This window comes from Streptomyces sp. NPDC046870, from assembly GCF_040704595.1.
GTDB lineage: Bacteria > Actinomycetota > Actinomycetes > Streptomycetales > Streptomycetaceae > Streptomyces > Streptomyces argyrophylli.
In genome coordinates this window covers 874,107-893,109 of record NZ_JBEYXM010000002.1, presented here as the reverse complement: position 1 = coordinate 893,109, position 19,003 = coordinate 874,107, and the positions used below count along the sequence as shown (strand labels likewise).

Genomic DNA, 19,003 nt, shown 5'->3' with positions numbered 1-19,003 from the left:
TTCGCCGGCAAGGCGCTCGCCGCCGCGCAGGACGCGGTGACCCGGGCCGACGGGCTGATCGTGGTCACCCCGGTCTTCAGCGCCTCCTACAGCGGGCTGTTCAAGTCCTTCTTCGACGTCCTCGACAAGGACGCGCTGGCCGGCAAGCCGGTCCTGATCGGCGCGACCGGCGGGACCGGACGGCACTCGCTGGTACTGGAACACGCCCTGCGCCCGCTGTTCGCCTACCTCCGCGCCGTCGTCGTCCCCACCGGCGTCTACGCCGCCTCCGAGGACTGGGGCGCCGAAGGACTCGCCGAACGGATCGACCGGGCCGCGGGAGAGCTGGCCGCGCTGATGCCGTTGGCTCCGCGGCGGAGGGAGGAGGCCGTTGTGCCCTTCGCCGAACAGCTCGCGGCGCTGCGGCGCTGAGTGCGCCCACCCACCCGGCTCGGCCGGCTGAGAGGTCGCCGTCGCGGGTGGGTGCCGGTCCCGTCGGCCGAATGGGTGTCCTCCACGTTCTGCGACTGTTCCGCCGACCGTGTGGTGCGGGGGTTTCGGCGGTTGCCTCCCTGTCGGTGAGAGGCCGGTAAAAAGGGTGATCGTAGGTCCGGCGGGCCCCGTCGAACCGCCGGAGGCCTTGGCAGACTGGGGATGTGCCCCAGACTGTGCTGCTCGCCGAAGACGACCGTGCCATCCGTCATGCCCTGGAGCGTGCCCTGACGCTGGAGGGGTACCAGGTGGCGGCGGTCGCCGACGGCGTGGAAGCGCTGGCGCAGGCGCACCGCAACCCGCCGGACGTGCTGGTCCTCGACGTGATGATGCCGGGCATCGACGGGCTCCAGGTGTGCCGGGTGCTGCGCGCCGAGGGGAACCGCACGCCCATCCTCATGCTCACCGCCCTCGTGGAGACCGCCGACCGCATCGCGGGTCTGGACGCCGGCGCCGACGACTACGTGGTCAAGCCGTTCGATGTCGAGGAGGTCTTCGCCCGGCTGCGCGCGCTGCTGCGCCGTACCGGCTCGGTGTCCGTGCCCGGCGGTGTCCCCGAGGGCCCGGTCCGTGAGGCGCAGGTGTCCTCCGACCGGCAGGTGGAGGCCGCCGGTCTGCGCATGGACCTCCAGGCGCGCCGGGCCTGGCGTGGCGGGCGTGAGCTGGAGCTGACCCGGACCGAGTTCGAGCTGCTGGAACTGCTGGTGCGCAACGCCGGCATCGTGCTCGACCACTCCACGATCTACGACCGCATCTGGGGCTACGACTTCGGCCCCGGTTCCAAGAACCTCGCCGTCTACGTCGGCTATCTGCGCCGCAAGCTGGACGAGCCCGGTGCCCCGCAGCTGATCCACACCGTGCGGGGCGTGGGTTACGTGCTGCGGGAGGACTAGGTGGGCCGCCGGTGGCTGCCGGACCGGCCCCGGCCGAAGCTGGTCTCGCTGCGCACCACCTTCGCGGTCTCCTTCGCCGCCGTGACCGCCGCGGTCACGATCCTGGTCGGCATCATGTCGTACAACTCCGCCGCGCGGCTCGTACGGGTGGACCAGCAGTCGGTGTTCACGCAGGTCGTGCAGGACGTCCGGGACGAGGTACGGCAGCACACGATGGGTCCGGAGGACTTCTCCTCCTCCCGTCCGGGGCACGACCTGGTCCGGCCGGCCCGCACCGACGTCCAGGTGCTCGGCGCGCGGGGACAGATCGTGGACCACGGCAGCCCGGTGCTGCCGGTCACCTCCCGGGACCGGGCCACGGCGCTCGCGCGGACGGCCGGACAGGTGGTCGAGCACAAGGACGTGCGGGTGGACGCGGACCTGTTCCGCATCGCCACCGTCTCGCTCGGGAACGGGCGGGGGGCCGTCCAGGTCGCGCAGGAGTTCAGTGACACCGAGGACCTGCTGCGGGCGCTCCAGCAGCGGACGCTGATCCTGATGGCGGCGGTCGTGGTGGCGGCCGGGCTGTTCGGCTGGTGGCTGGCCCGGCGGATCACCCGGCGCCTGGTGATCCTGACGTCGGCCGCCGAGGACGTCGCCCGCACCCGGCAGCTGGGCATCCAGGTGCCGGTGGCCGGGCTGGACGAGGTGGGGCGTCTCGGCCGGGCCTTCGACCGGATGCTGGGCCGGCTCGCGCAGTCGGAGGAGGACCAGCGCAGGCTGGTGCAGGACGCCGGTCATGAACTCCGCACGCCGCTGACGTCCCTCCGTACGAACATCTCGCTGCTGCGGCGGATCGACGAGCTGCCGCCCGCCACCCGGGAGGAGCTGGTCGCCGACCTCTCCCAGGAGGCCCGGGAGCTGACCGACCTGGTCAACGAGCTGGTCGACCTCGCCGCCGGGCAGTCGGACGGCGAGCCGCCCCAGCGGGTGGACCTCGCCGACCTCGCCGAGGACGTCGTGGGGCTGGCCCGGCGCCGTACCGGCCGGGAGATCGTGCTGCGTGCGAGCGGTGACACGACGACCGACGGGCGGCCGGGGATGCTCCAGCGGGCCATCTCCAACCTGGTCGAGAACGCGGCCAAGTTCGACCGGGACGGCAAGGCGCCGATCGAGGTCGGCATCACGGGGCCGGCGCGGCCGGGGACGGTCCGGGTGGAGGTGCGCGACCGGGGGCCGGGGATCGCCGAGGGTGACCTCGTCCGCATCTTCGACCGTTTCTACCGCGCCGCCGACGCCCGTTCCCTGCCCGGTTCCGGTCTCGGCCTGTCGATCGTCCGCGAGGTGGCCATGGCTCACGGCGGAGCACCGTTCGCCTACCGCCGGGAGGGCGGGGGAGCGGTCATCGGCTTCACGGTGGGCGGCGGCATCGTCCCGGGCGGCGGCAGCGGTACCTGACGGGCGCGGGCGGCAGCGGGCCGTGGGGGACGGGCATGGGGTGCGGGCCGCGCAGGGGGCGTCCGCCGTGCTCGCCGCCATAGTGTCGCCGTATGCCTGAGGAGACCGCACCGACCGCCACCGCCCCCGCCGGGTCCGAGGCCCGTCCGTCCGGCCTCGGCACGGAGAACACGGTGGACGCCGGCTACCGCTACGACGGAGGGCTGCTGGGGCTGGAGGTCAAGACCGTCGACGGCGCCTGCCGGACGTCCCGCTCGTGGGCGCGGCCGGCGGACCGGCGGTACTTCACGGGCGGCACCACCGCGCCCTGCGTACGACCCCGGATGGACGGACGACGGCACGGACTCCTGCTTCCCCGGTGACGCCGCCCGCCCTGTGGCCCGGCAGGCTACGAGCGGCCCGGCAGGGTGAGGAAGCCCTCGGCGCGGGCGCTCGCCAGGCCGATCCTCGGGATGTCGCTGCTCTTGGCGAAGAGCAGGAAGCGGGGTTCCCACACGGGGCGGTACTTGGCGTTGGCCCGGTACAGGGACTCGATCTGCCACCAGCGGGAGAAGAACGTGAGGGTCGAGCGCCACAGGCGCAGCACCGGGCCCGCGCCGAGGCGGGCGCCGCGTTCGAAGACCGAGCGGAACATGGCGAAGTTGAGCGAGACCCGGTCGATTCCCAACTCCTTCGCGTGGAGGAGGAGTTCGACGACCATGTACTCCATCAGGCCGTTCTCGCAGGCGCGGTCGCGGCGCATCAGGTCCAGGGAGAGGCCGCGCTCTCCCCAGGGGACGAAGCTGAGCAGGGCGCGGGGTTCGCCCTGTGCGTCCCGGCACTCCAGCATCACGCAGCGGCCGTCGGCCGGGTCGCCGAGGCGGCCGAGGGCCATGGAGAAGCCGCGTTCGGTGGCGCCGTCCCGCCAGTGCTCGGCGCGGTCCACGAGGACGGCCATCTCCTCGGCCGGGATGTCCTCGTGGCGGCGGACGCGGACCGTGCAGCCGGCCCGGCGGACCCGGTTGTGGGCCTGGCGGACCACGCGCATGGCCCGGCCCTCGAGGGTGAAGTCGGCGAGGTCGACGATCGCCTCGTCGCCGAGTTCCAGTGCGTCCAGGCCGTGCCGGGCGTAGACCGTGCCCGCTTCCTCGCTCGCACCCATCACGGCCGGGGTCCAGGCGTGCCGGCGGGCCTCGGCGAGCCAGGCGTCGATGGCGCCGGGCCAGGCCTCGGGGTCGCCGAGCGGGTCGCCGGAGGCGAGGCTGACCCCGCCGACGACACGGTAGGCGATGGCCGCCTTGCCGCTGGGGGAGAAGACGACGGCCTTGTCGCGGCGCAGGGCGAAGTAGCCGAGGGAGTCGCGCTCGCCGTGGCGCTCCAGCAGGCCGCGGAGCCTGTGTTCGTCCTCCTCGGCGAGCAGGCAGGCGCCGCGCGGGGCGCGGAAGCAGGCGTAGAGGACGGCGAGGAACGCCACGGCCATCAGGATGTTGACGACGACGTCCACCCAGCGCGGGGCCTGTACGGCGGTGACGTGGTCGGCGAGCGGGCCGACGCTGATGCCGCGCAGCAGGGTGTAGGCGATCTCGTCCTTGAGGCCGGCGCCGGTGACCTTGTCCGTCGCGTGGACGAGGAGCGTGCCGAGGCCGCCGCCGACGAGGGTGCCGCTGATGCCGGTGGCGAGGGCCAGGCGCGGGTTGGAGCGGTCGCCGACGGCGTCGAACTCGCGGCGCCCGAGCAGCAGGGCGGCCACGAACAGGCCGGTGAGGGCGGTGGAGACCCAGTTGAAGGCGTGCTCGCGGTAGGGGGCGCGGGTGAGGGCGGCGGCGTAGAGGCCGAGGAGGGGACCGGCGAGGAGGAGGTTGAAGAGCCAGGCGGCTCGTTTGCGACGGCGCATCACCACCGCGAGGAACAGGGCGAGGGCCGCCGAGACCAGGCCGGCGGTGGCCAGGTAGGGGGTGAAGTACTGGCCCGCGTTGTGTTCGTGGACCTCTTCGCGGAAGGGGAGGGACACGACCGCCGCGAGGTTCAGCGCGGCCAGCAGGCGCAGGTACCAGACGGTGGCCGTGGCGGCGCGGGCACGCAGCCGGTGGTCGCCGCCGATGCGGAGGAGGCGGGGGGTGAGGACGCGGACGGCGCGGCGGGGAGCGGGGGTCCGCGGGGGGACGGGGGAGGGCTGTCGTGCGGTGGTCGTCCGCTGTTCGGACGCCGTCTGTGGTGCGGGCATGGCGACTGGTCACCCTTGGGGACGGGGACGGGGCACCGCAGACCCTACAGCTTGTAGGGTAACGAGGGGACGCGAATCCGCGCGGCCGGCGCACGGCCTCTCATCCCGCGGGGCCCTCAGTCGCCGCCTCCGCGCCGGGCCGCCGTCAGCAGCCAGGCCAGGTTGCCCACCGCCGCCCCGGCGGCCACCGCGGCGACGATGACCCCGCCGGTCGCGAGGCCGTCGCTGAACAGGTGCGGGCGCCGGTCCAGGCTGTGCAGGCCGAAGCCGCACAGCTCGTACACACCGACGGCGGCGATCACCAGGCTGACGATCAGCACGGTCAGCGTGGGCGCGAGACTGCGTGCGCAGACCTCCGTGCCGGGCTCCGCTTCCGTGGTGTCCTGCATGGGTCCCCCGTTGAACAGACGTGTGAACAGCCCGGTGGCCGTCGGCGCTTGGGAACCTACAATACGTAGGGTCGGTTAGGGTCGACGCCGTGCGGATCTACATCAGCGTGGACATGGAAGGCATCACCGGGCTCGTCGACGCCGACGACGTCCAGCCGGGCGGCCGGGACTACGAGCGCGGCCGCACCATGATGGCCGAGGACGTGAACGCCGCCGTACGGGGCGCGCTGGCGGCCGGCGCGACCGGCATCCTGGTCAACGACGCCCACGGACCGATGCGCAACCTGCTCCCCGGGGCGCTGCACCCGGCGGCCCGCCTGGTGCGCGGCAGGCCCAAGCAGCTCGGCATGCTGGAGGGGCTGACCGGGGAGTACGACGCCGCCCTGTGCGTCGGCTACCACTCCCGGGCCGGTGCGCTGGGCGTGCTCAGCCACAGCTTCATGGGCCACGAGATCGAGGACATGTGGCTGGACGGCCGCCCGGTCGGCGAGATCGGTCTGGCCCACGCCGCGGCCGCCGCCCTCGGCGTGCCCGTCGTGGCCCTCACGGGTGACGACGCGGCGTGCGCGGAGATGACGGAGTGGGACGCGTCCGTCGTCACCGTGCCGGTGAAGTACGCACGCGACCGGTTCGCGGCCGAGCTGCGGCCGGAGGCGGAGGCGCGGGAGGCCATCGAGGAGGCGGTCGCCCGGGCGCTGTCCCAGGACCCGCGCCGCCCCGCGCCCTCCGCCGCCGAGGCCACCCTGACCGTCCGCTGGCAGTCCGCCTCGGTGGCCGCCACCCTGCTCGGCATCCCCGGCGTGACGGCCGAGGACCCGAGGACGGTCCGGGCGAGCGGTCGACTGCCCGCGCTGTACCGGCAGTTCGGGGTGTGGATGCGGGTGGCGGCGTCGCTCACCAACCAGCCGCCGTACTGCTGACGCCCGCCGGCGGGCCGTGCGGCGCTCCGCGGCCGGCCCGGTGAGCGGGTCGTAGGCGTCGGCCGCGAGGGCGGCCGGGGCGTGCTCCACGATCCGGGTGGAGGGCCGGGCGGCGGCCCGGTACGTCCCGCGGTCCGGGGACCGTCCGCGGCGGCACCGGTACGGCCACCGCCGCCCGCCTCCGCGAAGCCCGCCGGGTGGTCCGGGTCCAGTGCGGCGGCCGGGACGCGGTGCGGGCGTTCGAGGAGGCGGGGCGGGCGGACCGGCTGCGGTTCGACCGAGCGGCCGGCGCCGGTCAGCTGGACCGGACGGCCGGGTGACGGTGCGCCCTGTCCCGCAGGAACAGCACGCTCGTCAGGGTGCCCAGGAGCACGAGGGCCGCGTTCAGCGCGATCGCCGTCCTCAGGCCGCCGAGGACGGCCGCGGCCCCGGTACCGCTCATCGCCGCGGTGGCGACGGCGCTCATCACCGGCGTCCCCATGGTGATCCCGATCTGCTGGGTCATCGTCGCCAGCCCGGTGGCCAGCCCCTGCTCCCGGTCGGCGAGACCCGAGGTGGCGGTCACCATGAAGCCGACGATGACCAGCATGTTGCCCACACCGCCAGCGAAGGTCGCGGCCGACAGCAGCCACAGCGAGGAACGGCCGGTGCCGAGCCCGAGCAGGGCCGCCGTGCACAGGGCCTGGCCCAGGCCGCCGGCCAGCAGCACCCGGGTGGCGCCGAACCCGCCGATCAGCCGCGGGGCGAGGGCGCCGCCGACGACGGTCCCCGCGCCCAGCACGCCGAACGACAGCCCGGCGGCCAACGGCGAGAAGCCGAGCACCTCCTGGAGGTACAGGGTCAGCAGGAACACCAGGGACGTCTCGGTCAGGAACGCGATCAGACCGGCCACGTTCCCCCACGCCACCGAACGCCGGCCCAGCACGTGCGGCGGCACCAGCGGCGCGGACACCCGCCGCTCCACCGCCACGAACACACCCAGCAGCACCACCCCGGCCGCCAGCGGCAGCAGCGCGTCCGGCGCGCCCCAGCCGTGCTCACCGGCCCGCGTCAGACCGAGGACCACGGCCAGCAGTCCGAGCGTCACCGTGACGGCACCCGGCACATCCAGCCTCGGCCGTTCCTCGGGCCGGGACTCGGCGATGACGGCGGGCGCGACGAGGAGCACGGCGAGGGCCACCGGTACGTTGACGAAGAAGGCCCAGCGCCAGGAGAGCAGGTCGGTCAGCAGGCCGCCGAGGATCGCCCCCGTGGTGAAACCGGCCGACATCAGCGCCCCGTTCAGCCCGAGCGCCTTCTCCCGCAGCGGGCCCTCCGGGAAGGACGTCGTCAGCAGCGACAGACCGGCCGGGGTCACCGCGGCGGTGGCCAGCCCCTGGAACACGCGGGCCACGACGAGCACGTCGGGGCTCCGCGCCAGTCCGCCCGCCAGCGAGGCAGCGCCGAGGACGGCGAGACCGGCCAGGAACAGCCGGCGGCGGCCGAAGAGGTCGGCGACCCGCCCGAACAGCAGCGTGAACCCGGCCGCGCAGAGGGCGAACGCCGTGCCGATCCACGGGAGACGGGCGAGCGGGAAGCCGAGACCGGCGCCGATCACCGGCAGGGCCACGTTCAGGATGGAGAAGTCCACGGCCAGCATGAACTGGGCCGCGAGCAGCAGCACCAGCACCAGGCGGAGCCGGGGCGTGAGGACGGCGGAGACGCCGGGTGGCTGGGGGGTGACGGTGACGGACATGACGAGACGGTCCCTTCTGGTGCCGGATGCGTTCACGGGTGGCGCGGGGTGCCGATGGGCGGCGGGAGCGCCCGCGCCGTGGTCGCCGGGGTGCGGCGGGTCGCCGGGGTTCGGCGGAGGTGCCGGTGTTCCGGGCCGCCGGTGTCCCGCGCAGGTGCCGCCGTGCGGCGGAGGCGCCGGGGCCGGCGGACTCGCCGGGCACAAGAGTCGTCCGTGCCGCCCGCCCCGGCCAGCACCCTCCTGCGACCGGCCGCCGCGAGGGTGGTCATCGCGTGACCACCTTCGGGTGTCCCGCTCGCGCCGCCCGCCGGGCAGGATGGACGGCGACCGCCGTACACCCGGAAGGCACGCCCCGCACCCGCGCGGGCACCCGCCACACCCCCCGGAGGCCCGCATGGACGCGTCGTCCGAACTGGGAGCGTTCCTCAAGTCACGCCGTGCCGCGCTGCGGCCGCAGGACGTCGGCCTCGCGACCGCGCCGGCCCGCCGCCGGGTCGCCGGGCTGCGCCGCGAGGAGCTGGCCCTGCTCGCGGGCGTCAGCATCACCCACTACACCCGCCTCGAACAGGGCCGCGCGGCCGGCGTCTCCGACTCCGTGCTGGACGCCATCGCCCGCACCCTGCGCCTCACCGAGGACGAGACCGCCCACCTCAGGAACCTGGCCCGCCCCGCCGCCCGGCGCCGCCCGGCCGCACCCCCTGCCGAGCACGCGACCCCGTCGGCGCGTCAGCTGCTCGCCGCCATGACCGACGTACCGGCGCTCGTCCTGGACCGGCGCAACGACGTCCTGGCCTGGAACCGGCTGGGCCACGCCCTGCTCGCCGCGCACCTGCCGGGGGACGCCCCGGCCGCCCCCGCCGCCCGCCCCAACCTCATCCGGATGCTGTTCCTGGACGAGCGTTACCGGGCCCTGTACGCCGACTGGAAGGAGGAGGCCCACCTCGCGGTCGCCTCCCTGCGCCTGGTCGCCGGCCGGCACCCCGACGACCGCGCACTCGCCGAGCTGATCGGCCATCTGTCCATCCAGAGCGACGAGTTCACCGCCCTCTGGGCCCGGCACCCGGTCCGCACCTGTGCCTCGGGGAACAAGACCCTGCGTCACCCGGCGGTCGGCACGCTGGAGTTGAGCTTCGAGAACCTGTGCCTGCCGGGCCCCGCGGGCCAACGCCTCATCGCCTACACGGCCGCACCCGGCACCCCCTCCGACGCGGCCCTGCGCCTCCTGGCCGGTACGACGGCGTCCGCCGAGCCGGCGCTGCCCGCGCTCGACGCGCACTGACCACCCGCGTCACCCGGCGGCCCACGCCCCGAGCATCGCGCGGGTGGCCGGGCCCGGGTCGAAGCGGCTCCAGGCCGGCTGCTCGACGCGGCACGATCCGCCGGCCACCGCGACCAGCACCGGCCCGGGGCCACCGGCGGCCGGCGGGCCCTCCTGGAGCCAGGCCCCCGTACCGGCCGCTGCCGCCGCGACCCGGACGAGGCCAGAGTGCGGGCCCGCGGCCGACCGGCCACCGCCCCGCACGGGGACACGCGGCGGCTCCCCTTCCCGCCTTCGCCGACGTAGCCTGCCGGGACTTCGCCGTATCCACCGCCGAACGGGAGTGCCCGCGTGACCGTGCCGACCGCCCAGGACAACAAGCCCTTCCTGTACGTCGTCGTCTGCGCGAGCGGCGTCGCCCCCGACGTCGGCGAACTCATCACCGCGGCCCAGGAGGCGAACTGGGACGTCGGCGTCGTCGCCACACCCCGGGGCCTCGGCTTCATCGACGCGGAGGCCGTCGAGGCCCGGACCGGCTACCCGATCCGCTCCGCCTGGCGCTCACCGGGAGAACCGCGACCGCTGCCGCCCCCGGACGCGATCGCCGTCGCCCCGGCCACCTTCAACACGATCAACAAGTGGGCCGCCGGCATCTCCGACACCCTGGCCCTCGGCATCCTGTGCGAGGCGTACGGCATGGGCGTCCCGACCGTGGTCCTGCCGTACCTGAACTCCGCCCAGGCCGCCCACCCCGCCTACCGGCAGAGCCTGGACCGTCTGCGCTCGATGGGCGTCCTGATCGGCTCCTCCGCACACCACCCGCCGAAGGCCGACGGCGCGGCGGACCGCTTCCGCTGGGAGGAGGCCCTGGAGCTGCTGGCCCCCGTCGTCGGCACGGCGGGGTGACACAGCCCCCGCGCCCGCCGCCCCGGCCGAGCAGGCCGGCCGGTCCGTGGGGACAGCGCGCTGCCGTCACCGCCCGCTGGACGTATGGTCCGTATATGAGTGCCGTCTGGTCCGGCCGGCGTGGTGTCGCGCCGCCGGAGCCGCCCTCTCGCCGCCGCCGGTGCCCCCGCACAGGAGCGTGAAGCGTGTCCGGCACGGCCACCGACCCCCGCTCCCCCGGCTCCGGACCGGACGCCGTGGACTGCGTCCTGGACCGCTGCACACGCGAGACCGGTGCCTACGCAGGCGCGCTCTACGTCCTCTCCCCGGACGGGCAGGTGCTCCAGCTCGCGGTGCTGAGCGGCATCTCCCGGCGGATCGCCTCGCCCTGGGCCCGCGTCCCGTTGCAGGCCGCGAGCCCGGTGAGCGACGCCGTACGACAGGGAGCCCTGGTGTGGATCGGCAGCCAGGAGGAGCTGGCGCGCCGCTATCCGCAGCTGGCGCTCGTCCTGCCGCACCCGTTCGCCATGGTCGCCGCCCCGATCAGCACCGGCGCACGGACGTGGGGCGGCCTGGTGCTGCACTGGTCCAGCGCGCACCCTGACGCGCTGAGCCCACAGGAGCGGGCGCTGATCACCGACGCCTGCCGCCGCCTGGGCCCGATGCTGCGGCGGGCCGCCGACAGCGGACGCGTCCTGGCCGGGCCCGAGCCGCGGATCCTCTCCCCGGCGCGCAAGCGTGCCGCCGGACCGGCCGAGGCCCAGGCCGCGGCCGACTTCGCCGAGCGTCTCCCCAGCGGCTGCTGCGCGCTCGACCCGGACGGCCGGATCACCTTCCTCACCACCGCCGCGGCGGAGCTGCTCGGCGCCGGCATTCCCGACCTGCTGGGCGCCCGGCCCTGGGAGGCGCTGGCGTGGCTGGACAACCCGGTCGCCGAAGACCGCTACCGGGCCGCCGTGCTGAGCCGCCGGCCGACGTCCTTCACCGCCCGGCGGCCCCCCGACCAGTGGCTGTCGTTCCACCTGTACCCGGACGCGTCCGGCATCAGCGTGCGCATCGTCCCCACGTCCTCGGCCGACGCCGTCCTCCCCCCGCGTCTGCTGCACCCCGCGCCCGCGGCGGAACCCGGCCGGGCCACGGCGCTCTACCACCTGATGCACCTGGCCGCCACGCTCACCGAAGCGGTCGGCGTCCAGGACGTCGTCGACAGGGTCGCCGACCAGGTCCTGCCCGCCTTCGGAGCCCAGGCCCTCGCCCTCATGGCCGCGGAGGAGGGCAGACTGCGGATCATCGGCTTCCACGGCTACTCCGCCGCGCTCATGGACCGCTTCGACGCGGTTCCCCTCACGTCCGACACCCCGGCGGTGCACGTCCTGACGACAGGTGTCCCGAGCTTCTTCGGCACCTTCGGCGACCTCAGGACGGCCTATCCTCCCGCCGTCCTCCAGGACGACATGGCGGCCTGGGCGTTCCTGCCGCTGATCACCTCCGGACGCCCCGTCGGCTCACTCGTCCTCGCCTACGACCGGCCGCGCGCCTTCCCCGCCGAGGAGCGCGCCGTCCTCACCTCGACCGCCGGGCTGATCGCGCAGGCGCTGGACCGCGCCCGTCTCTACGACGCCACGCAGCAGCTCTCCCACGACCTCCAGGCCGGCCTGCTGCCCCGCACCCTGCCCCGCGTCCCCGGCCTGGACGTTGCCGCCCGCTACCTTCCCGCCGGCTACGGCATGGACGTCGGCGGCGACTTCTACGACCTCATCCGCCTCGACGAGACCACCGTCGCCGCGACCATCGGAGACGTCCAGGGGCACAACGTCCAGGCCGCCACCCTCATGGGACAGGTCCGCACCGCCGTCCACGCCTCCGCCGGCGCGCCCCCCGGCGAGGTCCTCGCCCGCACCAACCGCCTGCTCACCGATCTCGACGCCGGCCTGTTCACCAGCTGCCTCTACGCCGACCTCGACCTCGTCGGCCACAGCGCCTGCCTGGCCACCGCCGGGCATCCCCCGCCGGTCCTGCGCCGTCCGGACGGCCGCACCGAGATCCTCAAGCTGCCTCCGGGGCTGCTGCTCGGCATCGATCCCGCCGCCGACTACCCGACGATGGACGTCCCGCTGCCTCCCGGTGCCGTGCTCGTCCTGTACACCGACGGGCTCGTCGAGGCACCCGGCACCGACATCGAGGACGCGATCACGGCCCTCGCCGGCCGGCTCGCCCACGAGCGGAACCAGTCCATGGACGCCCTGGCCGACACCCTCATCACCCACGCCCAGCACACCGCGCCCCGCAGCGACGACGTCGCCCTGCTGCTGATCAGCCCGCACGTGGTCGGCCTCCAGCTCAGCCCAGCCAGGCGAGTGGGTCCTCCTCGTCCTCCCCGGACGCCCGGACCGTCGTGAAGGTGACGGGGACTTCCGGCTCTGCGAGACCCGCGAGGACATCCGGCGCTTCAGCGCGTCGAGCGCCGGCTTGCGGGGGCCGAGGAATCCGATGAGTGCGGCGGCCTGTCCGTCGGCGCCTTGTGCGCGTCGCTCGTCGACGGTGAGCGCGGCCCAGCCGGGGCCGGAACGGACGCCCACGCCTTCGCACGAGGAGAACTCCACGGTTTCCGGAGAATCCGAAGAGGCTGACGGCCACCTCGTACCCCTGCTCGGCCAGTCGTCTGAGCTCGGTCCGCTTCCGCTCCGCGACACAGAGGACACGGTCCAGTTGTTCGTGGAAAGGGTGTGACCTCCGAGGGCGGGACCCAAGCCCCGCCCGACTAGCGAGGAACCCCGCTCAGGGCCACACCAGGCAGTACGGCTGGTGTCCCGCCTCGTGCAGCCGGTGGCTGAAGTCCTGCCATTCGTGCAGCAGCTGGTACACGTTGAACGCGTCCCGCGGACCGCCCCGGTCGGGGACCGTCGACCAGATGAAGGCCGCCGCGCCGACCGCTTCCTCGCCGATGCCGCGGAGGGGGTCGACGACCGTCATGGGGAGTTTGACGACCGCGTAGTCGGGGTGCAGGACGACCAGCTCCAGGGGTGGCACCTTGTGCAGGGGGACGCCTTCGATGCCGGTCAGCACCATCGCGGCCATCGTCTCCGGCTTGATCTTGGTGAACATGCCGTTCATGCCCAGCTCGTCGCCGCCGAGCTCCTCGGGGCGCATCGAGATGGGGACCCGGGCCGCGGTCGCGCCGTCCGGCGCGCCGAAGTATTTGTACGTCACCCCCACCCGACCACCATTCCTGCTCCCCGCCCGGAGGCGGTCGGCCCGCTGGTCGAGCCGGCGGTCGAGATCCCGGTCGATCTGCCGGTCGTACCGCTCGGGCTCACTCGGTACACCCTGTGTCTGTCGTGCGTCGGTCTGACGTGTCTCGGTCGTTTCCTCCGCGTCGCGCCGGTGCCTTCCCCGCCGGGCACGTCGAGGACCCAGGTCATCAGTCCCCTCGCCCAGTCCGCCACCGCGATGCATATCTCCACCCGACTGCTTTTCTAGGACGCGTGGCCCCCGCCGCGCAACCCGATCATCGTGTCAGTGACCTCCCCCACGGCCGCCCGCCGAAACGTGCGGTGGAACAACAGTCCACGCGGGGGGATTCCCGGCCCTGATCATCCGGCCCCTGATGAGTACGTGCGTATGGGCTTTGTGTATCAGGTGTCAGTCTCGCAGATGAGGGATGTCCTCGCTGTGATCTTGGGACCCGCCGCGTCCGATCGCGACCACCGCCGCGTCCGATCGCGACCACCGCCGCCTCCGATCGCGGCCTCCACCGCGGTCCGGCCGGGGCTCGGCGCGGGCTTCGGCCTACCCTGAGGAGGTCACCCCGCAACCGGAGTCCGAGAAGCCGGAGTAGCCGCACGTCATGAGTGCCATGAGCGAAACGCCCTATCCCTACGACGCGCCCGTGTCACAGGCGCTCTTCGACCGTGCCTCCGTCGTCACCCCGGGCGGCGTCAACTCCCCGGTGCGCGCCTTCCGCGCCGTCGGCGGTACGCCCCGGTTCATGGTGTCGGGCAAGGGGGCCTACCTCACCGACGCCGACGGGCGCGAGTACGTCGACCTGGTGTGCTCCTGGGGGCCCATGATCCTCGGGCACGCGCACCCCGAGGTCATCGCCGCCGTCCAGGAGGCCGTGGCCCGCGGCACGTCCTTCGGCACGCCCGGCGAGGGCGAGGTCGCGCTCGCCGAGGAGATCGTCGCCCGGGTGGCGCCCGTGGAGCAGGTGCGGCTGGTCAGCAGCGGCACCGAGGCGACCATGTCCGCCATCCGGCTCGCCCGCGGGTTCACCCGGCGGTCCAAGGTGATCAAGTTCGCCGGGTGCTACCACGGGCACGTCGACTCGCTGCTCGCCGCGGCCGGCAGCGGGGTCGCCACCTTCGCGCTGCCGGACACGCCCGGTGTCACCGGTGCGCAGGCCGGCGACACGATCGTGCTGCCGTACAACGACCTGGAGGCCGTGCAGGAGGCCTTCCACCGGCACCCCGGGGAGATCGCCTGTGTGATCACCGAGGCGTCGCCGGGCAACATGGGCGTCGTGCCGCCGGACCCCGGCTTCAACCAGGCCCTCAAGGACTCCTGCCGGCGCAACGGCGCCCTGTTCATCTCCGACGAGGTGATGACGGGCTTCCGTACCAGCCGCGCCGGGTGGTACGGCGTCGAGGGCGTCGCGCCCGACCTGATGACCTTCGGCAAGGTCATGGGCGGCGGCTTCCCGGCCGCCGCGTTCGGCGGGCGGGCCGATGTGATGGCCCACCTCGCCCCCGCCGGGCCGGTGTACCAGGCCGGCACCCTCTCCGGTAACCCCGTCGCCACCGCCGCCGGTCTCGCCCAGCTGCGGCTGCTCGACGACGCCGCCTACGAAAAGGTCGACGCCGTCTCCGAGCAGATCCGGACGCTCGTCAGCGAGGCGCTGTCGAAGGAGGGCGTCGCGCACCGGGTGCAGAGCGCCTCCAACATGTTCTCCGTGTTCTTCACGGACCGGCAGGTGCGCGACTACGAGGACGCCAAGCGGCAGCAGTCGTACCGTTTCACCGCGTTCTTCCACTCGATGCTGGCGAACGGCGTCTACCTGCCGCCGTCGTCCTTCGAGTCCTGGTTCGTGTCCACGGCCCACGACGAGCGGGCCCTTCAGAAGATCGCCGACGCCCTTCCGGCGGCGGCCCGGGCGGCTGCGGAGGCCACGGCAGAATGAGCGACAGCAGCAAGGACGTCACCGTCGTCCACCTCATGCGGCACGGCGAGGTCGCGAACCCGGACGGGGTCCTGTACGGGCGGCTGCCCGGCTACCACCTGTCCGAGCTGGGCCGGCAGATGGCCGAGCGGGTCGCCGAGCACCTCGCCCCGCGGGACGTCACCCATGTCTGTGCCTCCCCGCTGGAGCGGGCGCAGGAGACCGCCGCGCCCATCGCCAAGGCGCACGGGCTGGATGTCGACACCGACGAGCGGCTGATCGAGGCCGAGAACGCCTTCCAGGGCAAGACGTTCGGCGTCGGCGACGGCGCACTGCGCAATCCGGACAACTGGAAGCACCTCGTCAACCCGTTCCGGCCGTCCTGGGGCGAGCCGTACGTGGACCAGGTCGTGCGGATGATGGGCGCGCTGAACACGGCCAAGGACCGGGCGCGCGGGCACGAGGCGGTGCTGGTCAGCCATCAGCTGCCGATCTGGATCGTGCGCTCGTACGTGGAGCGGCGGCGGCTGTGGCACGACCCGCGCAAGCGGCAGTGCACGCTCGCCTCCCTGACGACTTTCACATATCTGGGTGACAAGATCGTGTCCGTGGGCTACAGCGAGCCCGCCATCGACCTGGTCCCGGTCCATCTGCGCGCCGGCGCCAAGCCCCAGAAGGGGAAGGGCACCCCCCAGGGGAAGGCCTTCGGCGCCTGACCGGGCTCACTCGTCACTGACGGTCCGTTTGGTGTCGCTTAGCGCACTTTCACGGCTTCTGTTACGAAAAACACAAGAATCCGAGGAACCTCCCCGATCGTCCTGCCCTCTGACTGGGTGTCCAGCAGGCAGCGACGAATCGGGGATTTCCATGCCCACCTTCTCCCGGACCTTCTCCCGGCGGGGAATGCTCGGCCTCGGCGCGGGCGCGGCGGCCGCCGCCTCGCTCGCCGGCTGCGGGGGCCTCACGTCCTCGGACGGCGGCGGTCACCCGGACGGTTCCGGCCAGGGCGAGCCCGGTCGGGGGCACGGGGACGGGAAGGGGAGCACCGCGCATCCGGCGCGGCCCATCGGTGACGGCTCCACCTCCTTCACCGGCAGGCAGCCGCACCAGCCGGCCAAGCCCGAGCCGCTGGAGCCGGGACAGACCCCGCCGCAGTTCGTGATCTTCTCCTGGGACGGCGCCGGCGAGGTGGGCAACGGGCTCTTCCCGCGCTTCCTGGACCTGGCCAAGGAACACGGCGCCTCCATGACCTTCTTCCTCTCCGGGCTGTACCTGCTGCCCGAGTCGAAGAAGCGGCTGTACGAGCCGCCGAACAACCCGCGCGGCGCCTCCGACATCGGCTACCTCACCGACGAGCACATCAGGGCCACGCTGACGAACGTGCGCCGGGCCTGGCTGGAGGGGCACGAGATCGGCACCCACTTCAACGGGCACTTCTGCGCCGGCACCGGCACGGTCGGCAACTGGACCCCGCAGCAGTGGGAGAGCGAGATCCGGCAGGCCAAGGCGTTCGTGAAGGAGTGGCGGACCAACACCGGCTGGACCGACCTGCCCGCGCTGCCGTTCGACTACGACAAGGAGCTGGTCGGCGGCCGCACGCCCTGTCTGCTCGGCCAGAACAACCTGCTGCCCACCGCCCGGAAGCTGGGCTGGCGCTACGACGCCTCCTCGCCGGGCGGCCGTCAGGTGTGGCCGGAGAAGAAGCTGGGGATCTGGGACCTGCCGTTGCAGCAGATACCTTTCCCCGGACGTTCCTTCGAGGTGCTGTCCATGGACTACAACATGCTCGCCAACCAGTCCCTGAACTCCACCAAGGCGCCCGCCTACAACTACCCCGGCTGGCGCAGGCAGTCCGCGCAGGCGTACATCCAGGGATTCCAGCGGGCGTACGAGACGAACCGGGCACCGTTCTTCGTCGGCAACCACTTCGAACAGTGGAACGGCGGCATCTACATGGACTCGGTCGAGGAGGCCTTCAAGCACATCGCGCGCGAGAAGGAGAAGGGCGCCGACGTGCGGCTGGTCTCCTTCCGGCAGTTCGTGGACTGGATGGACGTGCAGAAGCCCGAGGTGCTCGCCAAGCTGCGGACGCTCGGGGTCGGGCAGCGGCCGGCGGGCGGCTGGGAGGAGTTCCTGCGGGCCGGCGGGTCCGCCTCCTCCGATGCCGCCTGAGTCGGCGCCGACCGGGCCCTCTGTCTGAAATGTCCCGTGTAAATACGCCCTGAAATGCGGTTTTCCGCCCGGCAGGGGGGTGCGCGAGATCCCCGGAACAGGCATGCGAAACTTTTCACATGAGTACCCGTAGCCGCGCCGTCCTGCTCAGCGCCGTGGCCGCCGTCGCGGCCCTGTCCCTGTCCGCGTGCGGTAAGGGCGGCACCTCCGGCGGCGGTGGCGACACCCACTTCGTCACCGGCAACAACGGCGTCGACACCGTCCCCGCCGGCAAGCGCGCCGCGGCCCCGGACCTGTCGGGCACGACCATCGACGGCAAGACCCTGGACGTCGCCGACTACAAGGGCAAGGTCGTCGTCGTCAACGTCTGGGGCTCGTGGTGCGGACCGTGCCGCGAGGAGGCGCAGTACTTCGCCAAGGTCTCCAAGGAGTACCGGGACAAGGGCGTCCAGTTCGTCGGCATCAACACCCGGGACACCAGCACCACCCCGGCCGTGAACTTCGAGAAGGAGCACGGCGTCGAGTACCCGAGCCTGTACGACCCCACGGGCAAGCTGATGCTCCGCTTCAAGAAGGGCACCCTCAACCCGCAGATCATCCCCTCCACGCTCGTCATCGACCGGCACGGCAAGGTCGCCGCGCGGGCCCTGGAGGCGCTCGACGACACCGGCCTGCTGAAGATGATCAAGCCGGTCCTCGCGGAGAAGTGACGTGAGCGCACTGCTGACGCTGGCCGCGGAGACGGGCCGGAACGAGACGGTCCTGCACGGCGCCCTGCTGGTCGCCCTGCCGATCGCGCTGCTCGCCGGGCTCGTCTCCTTCTTCTCGCCCTGTGTGCTGCCGCTGGTCCCCGGCTACCTCTCCTACGTGACCGGCGTCGCGGGCACCGACCTGGCCGAGGCCAGACGGGGGCGGATGGTGGCCGGCGCCTCGCTGTTCGTGCTCGGCTTCAGTGCCGTGTTCGTCTCCGGCGGCGCCCTCTTCGGCTACTTCGGCTCCAACCTGATCGACTACCAGGGCACCCTGTCCAAGGTGCTCGGCGTGCTCATGATCGCCATGGGCGTCTTCTTCATGGGGCTCCTGCCCTGGTTCACCATGCGCGAGTTCCGCTTCCACAAGCGGCCGACGGGCGGCCTGCTGGGGGCGCCCGTACTCGGTGCCTTCTTCGGCGTCGGCTGGACGCCCTGCATGGGCCCGACGCTCTCCTCGGTGAACGCCCTCTCCTTCCAGGAGTCGAGCGCGGCGCGCGGCTCGCTGCTGATGGTCGTCTACTGCCTCGGCCTCGGCGTGCCGTTCGTGCTCACCGCGATCGGCTTCCGCAAGGCCCTCGGCGCCTTCGCCTGGGTCAAGCGCCACTATGTGTGGGTGACGCGCATCGGCGGCTCGATGATGATCCTGACCGGTGTGCTGCTGCTGACCGGTGCCTGGAACAGCCTGGTGCAGCAGATGCAGACCTGGTCCGGCGGCTTCAATGTGGGGATCTGA

The 19,003-nt window shown here is 73.1% G+C and carries 17 protein-coding genes; 13 read left to right on the top strand and 4 right to left on the bottom strand.

The annotated features are described in order from the left end of the window. The 4 genes from AB0946_RS08560 to AB0946_RS08545 all read left to right on the top strand — a co-directional run. A partial coding sequence (locus AB0946_RS08560; protein ID WP_366759799.1) for a CE1759 family FMN reductase occupies positions 1 to 411 on the top strand: 411 nt, incomplete at its 5' end. A 224-nt stretch (positions 412 to 635) separates the two neighbouring features. Then, on the top strand, positions 636 to 1,364 hold the full coding sequence (locus tag AB0946_RS08555; protein ID WP_366759798.1) for a response regulator transcription factor: 729 nt from the start codon (positions 636 to 638) through the stop codon (positions 1,362 to 1,364). Beyond that, a complete protein-coding gene (locus tag AB0946_RS08550) occupies positions 1,365 to 2,801 on the top strand; it encodes a HAMP domain-containing sensor histidine kinase (protein WP_366759797.1) in 1,437 nt (478 codons plus the stop codon). 92 nt (positions 2,802 to 2,893) lie between these two features. Further along, positions 2,894 to 3,163, top strand: coding sequence for a hypothetical protein (locus AB0946_RS08545; RefSeq protein WP_366759796.1), 270 nt, complete (start codon positions 2,894 to 2,896; stop codon positions 3,161 to 3,163). A 26-nt stretch (positions 3,164 to 3,189) separates the two neighbouring features. On the opposite strand, the gene AB0946_RS08540 is transcribed toward AB0946_RS08545, so the two are convergent. After that, positions 3,190 to 5,004, bottom strand: a complete 1,815-nt coding sequence (locus tag AB0946_RS08540; protein ID WP_366759795.1) for a phosphatidylglycerol lysyltransferase domain-containing protein — start codon at positions 5,002 to 5,004, stop codon at positions 3,190 to 3,192. A gap of 116 nt (positions 5,005 to 5,120) precedes the next feature. Further along, on the bottom strand, positions 5,121 to 5,393 hold the full coding sequence (locus AB0946_RS08535) for a hypothetical protein (protein ID WP_103812681.1): 273 nt from the start codon (positions 5,391 to 5,393) through the stop codon (positions 5,121 to 5,123). A gap of 89 nt (positions 5,394 to 5,482) precedes the next feature. Here AB0946_RS08535 and AB0946_RS08530 point away from each other — a divergent pair, with 89 nt between their 5' ends. Continuing rightward, a complete protein-coding gene (locus AB0946_RS08530; protein ID WP_366759794.1) occupies positions 5,483 to 6,313 on the top strand; it encodes a M55 family metallopeptidase in 831 nt (276 codons plus the stop codon). Between the two features lie 295 nt (positions 6,314 to 6,608). On the opposite strand, the gene AB0946_RS08525 is transcribed toward AB0946_RS08530, so the two are convergent. Next, positions 6,609 to 8,048 (bottom strand): MFS transporter, encoded by a 1,440-nt coding sequence (locus tag AB0946_RS08525; RefSeq protein ID WP_366759793.1) that lies wholly within the window; start codon positions 8,046 to 8,048, stop codon positions 6,609 to 6,611. 394 nt (positions 8,049 to 8,442) lie between these two features. On the opposite strand from AB0946_RS08525, the gene AB0946_RS08520 reads away from it, so the two are divergent. From AB0946_RS08520 to AB0946_RS08510, 3 genes are all read left to right on the top strand, one after another. Beyond that, positions 8,443 to 9,327, top strand: a complete 885-nt coding sequence (locus tag AB0946_RS08520; protein WP_366759792.1) for a helix-turn-helix transcriptional regulator — start codon at positions 8,443 to 8,445, stop codon at positions 9,325 to 9,327. Positions 9,328 to 9,657: 330 nt separating this feature from the next. After that, positions 9,658 to 10,212 carry a flavoprotein gene (locus AB0946_RS08515; RefSeq protein ID WP_366759791.1) on the top strand — a complete coding sequence of 185 codons (555 nt, stop codon included), beginning with the start codon at positions 9,658 to 9,660 and terminating at the stop codon, positions 10,210 to 10,212. A 185-nt stretch (positions 10,213 to 10,397) separates the two neighbouring features. Further along, a complete protein-coding gene (locus tag AB0946_RS08510) occupies positions 10,398 to 12,590 on the top strand; it encodes a SpoIIE family protein phosphatase (protein WP_366759790.1) in 2,193 nt (730 codons plus the stop codon). Between the two features lie 379 nt (positions 12,591 to 12,969). Here AB0946_RS08510 and AB0946_RS08505 read toward each other — a convergent pair whose 3' ends face one another. Then, entirely contained in the window at positions 12,970 to 13,407 is a 438-nt protein-coding gene (locus AB0946_RS08505; protein WP_003974483.1) for a hypothetical protein, read from the bottom strand. Positions 13,408 to 14,047: 640 nt separating this feature from the next. On the opposite strand from AB0946_RS08505, the gene hemL reads away from it, so the two are divergent. From hemL to AB0946_RS08480, 5 genes are all read left to right on the top strand, one after another. Continuing rightward, entirely contained in the window at positions 14,048 to 15,367 is a 1,320-nt protein-coding gene (gene hemL / locus AB0946_RS08500) for a glutamate-1-semialdehyde 2,1-aminomutase (RefSeq protein ID WP_366759789.1), read from the top strand. Next, positions 15,364 to 16,062, top strand: a complete 699-nt coding sequence (locus AB0946_RS08495; protein ID WP_366759788.1) for a histidine phosphatase family protein — start codon at positions 15,364 to 15,366, stop codon at positions 16,060 to 16,062. Before hemL ends, AB0946_RS08495 begins: the two co-directional genes overlap by 4 nt. A gap of 151 nt (positions 16,063 to 16,213) precedes the next feature. Then, complete coding sequence (locus AB0946_RS08490) at positions 16,214 to 17,518, top strand: hypothetical protein (protein ID WP_366759787.1); 1,305 nt, start codon at positions 16,214 to 16,216, stop codon at positions 17,516 to 17,518. A gap of 119 nt (positions 17,519 to 17,637) precedes the next feature. Then, the gene (locus tag AB0946_RS08485) at positions 17,638 to 18,228 is read left to right on the top strand and encodes a TlpA disulfide reductase family protein (RefSeq protein ID WP_366759786.1); all 591 of its coding nucleotides are present in this window, start codon (positions 17,638 to 17,640) and stop codon (positions 18,226 to 18,228) included. A 1-nt stretch (position 18,229) separates the two neighbouring features. Further along, entirely contained in the window at positions 18,230 to 19,003 is a 774-nt protein-coding gene (locus tag AB0946_RS08480) for a cytochrome c biogenesis protein CcdA (protein ID WP_366759785.1), read from the top strand.

Coding starts and splice junctions, on each gene's coding strand:
- hemL (WP_366759789.1), top strand. CDS start 14,048: ATGAGCGAAACGCCCTATCCCTACGACGCGCCCGTGTCACAGGCGCTC.
- AB0946_RS08485 (WP_366759786.1), top strand. CDS start 17,638: ATGAGTACCCGTAGCCGCGCCGTCCTGCTCAGCGCCGTGGCCGCCGTC.
- AB0946_RS08525 (WP_366759793.1), bottom strand. CDS start 8,048: ATGTCCGTCACCGTCACCCCCCAGCCACCCGGCGTCTCCGCCGTCCTC.
- AB0946_RS08545 (WP_366759796.1), top strand. CDS start 2,894: ATGCCTGAGGAGACCGCACCGACCGCCACCGCCCCCGCCGGGTCCGAG.
- AB0946_RS08540 (WP_366759795.1), bottom strand. CDS start 5,004: ATGCCCGCACCACAGACGGCGTCCGAACAGCGGACGACCACCGCACGA.
- AB0946_RS08535 (WP_103812681.1), bottom strand. CDS start 5,393: ATGCAGGACACCACGGAAGCGGAGCCCGGCACGGAGGTCTGCGCACGC.
- AB0946_RS08495 (WP_366759788.1), top strand. CDS start 15,364: ATGAGCGACAGCAGCAAGGACGTCACCGTCGTCCACCTCATGCGGCAC.
- AB0946_RS08520 (WP_366759792.1), top strand. CDS start 8,443: ATGGACGCGTCGTCCGAACTGGGAGCGTTCCTCAAGTCACGCCGTGCC.
- AB0946_RS08490 (WP_366759787.1), top strand. CDS start 16,214: ATGCCCACCTTCTCCCGGACCTTCTCCCGGCGGGGAATGCTCGGCCTC.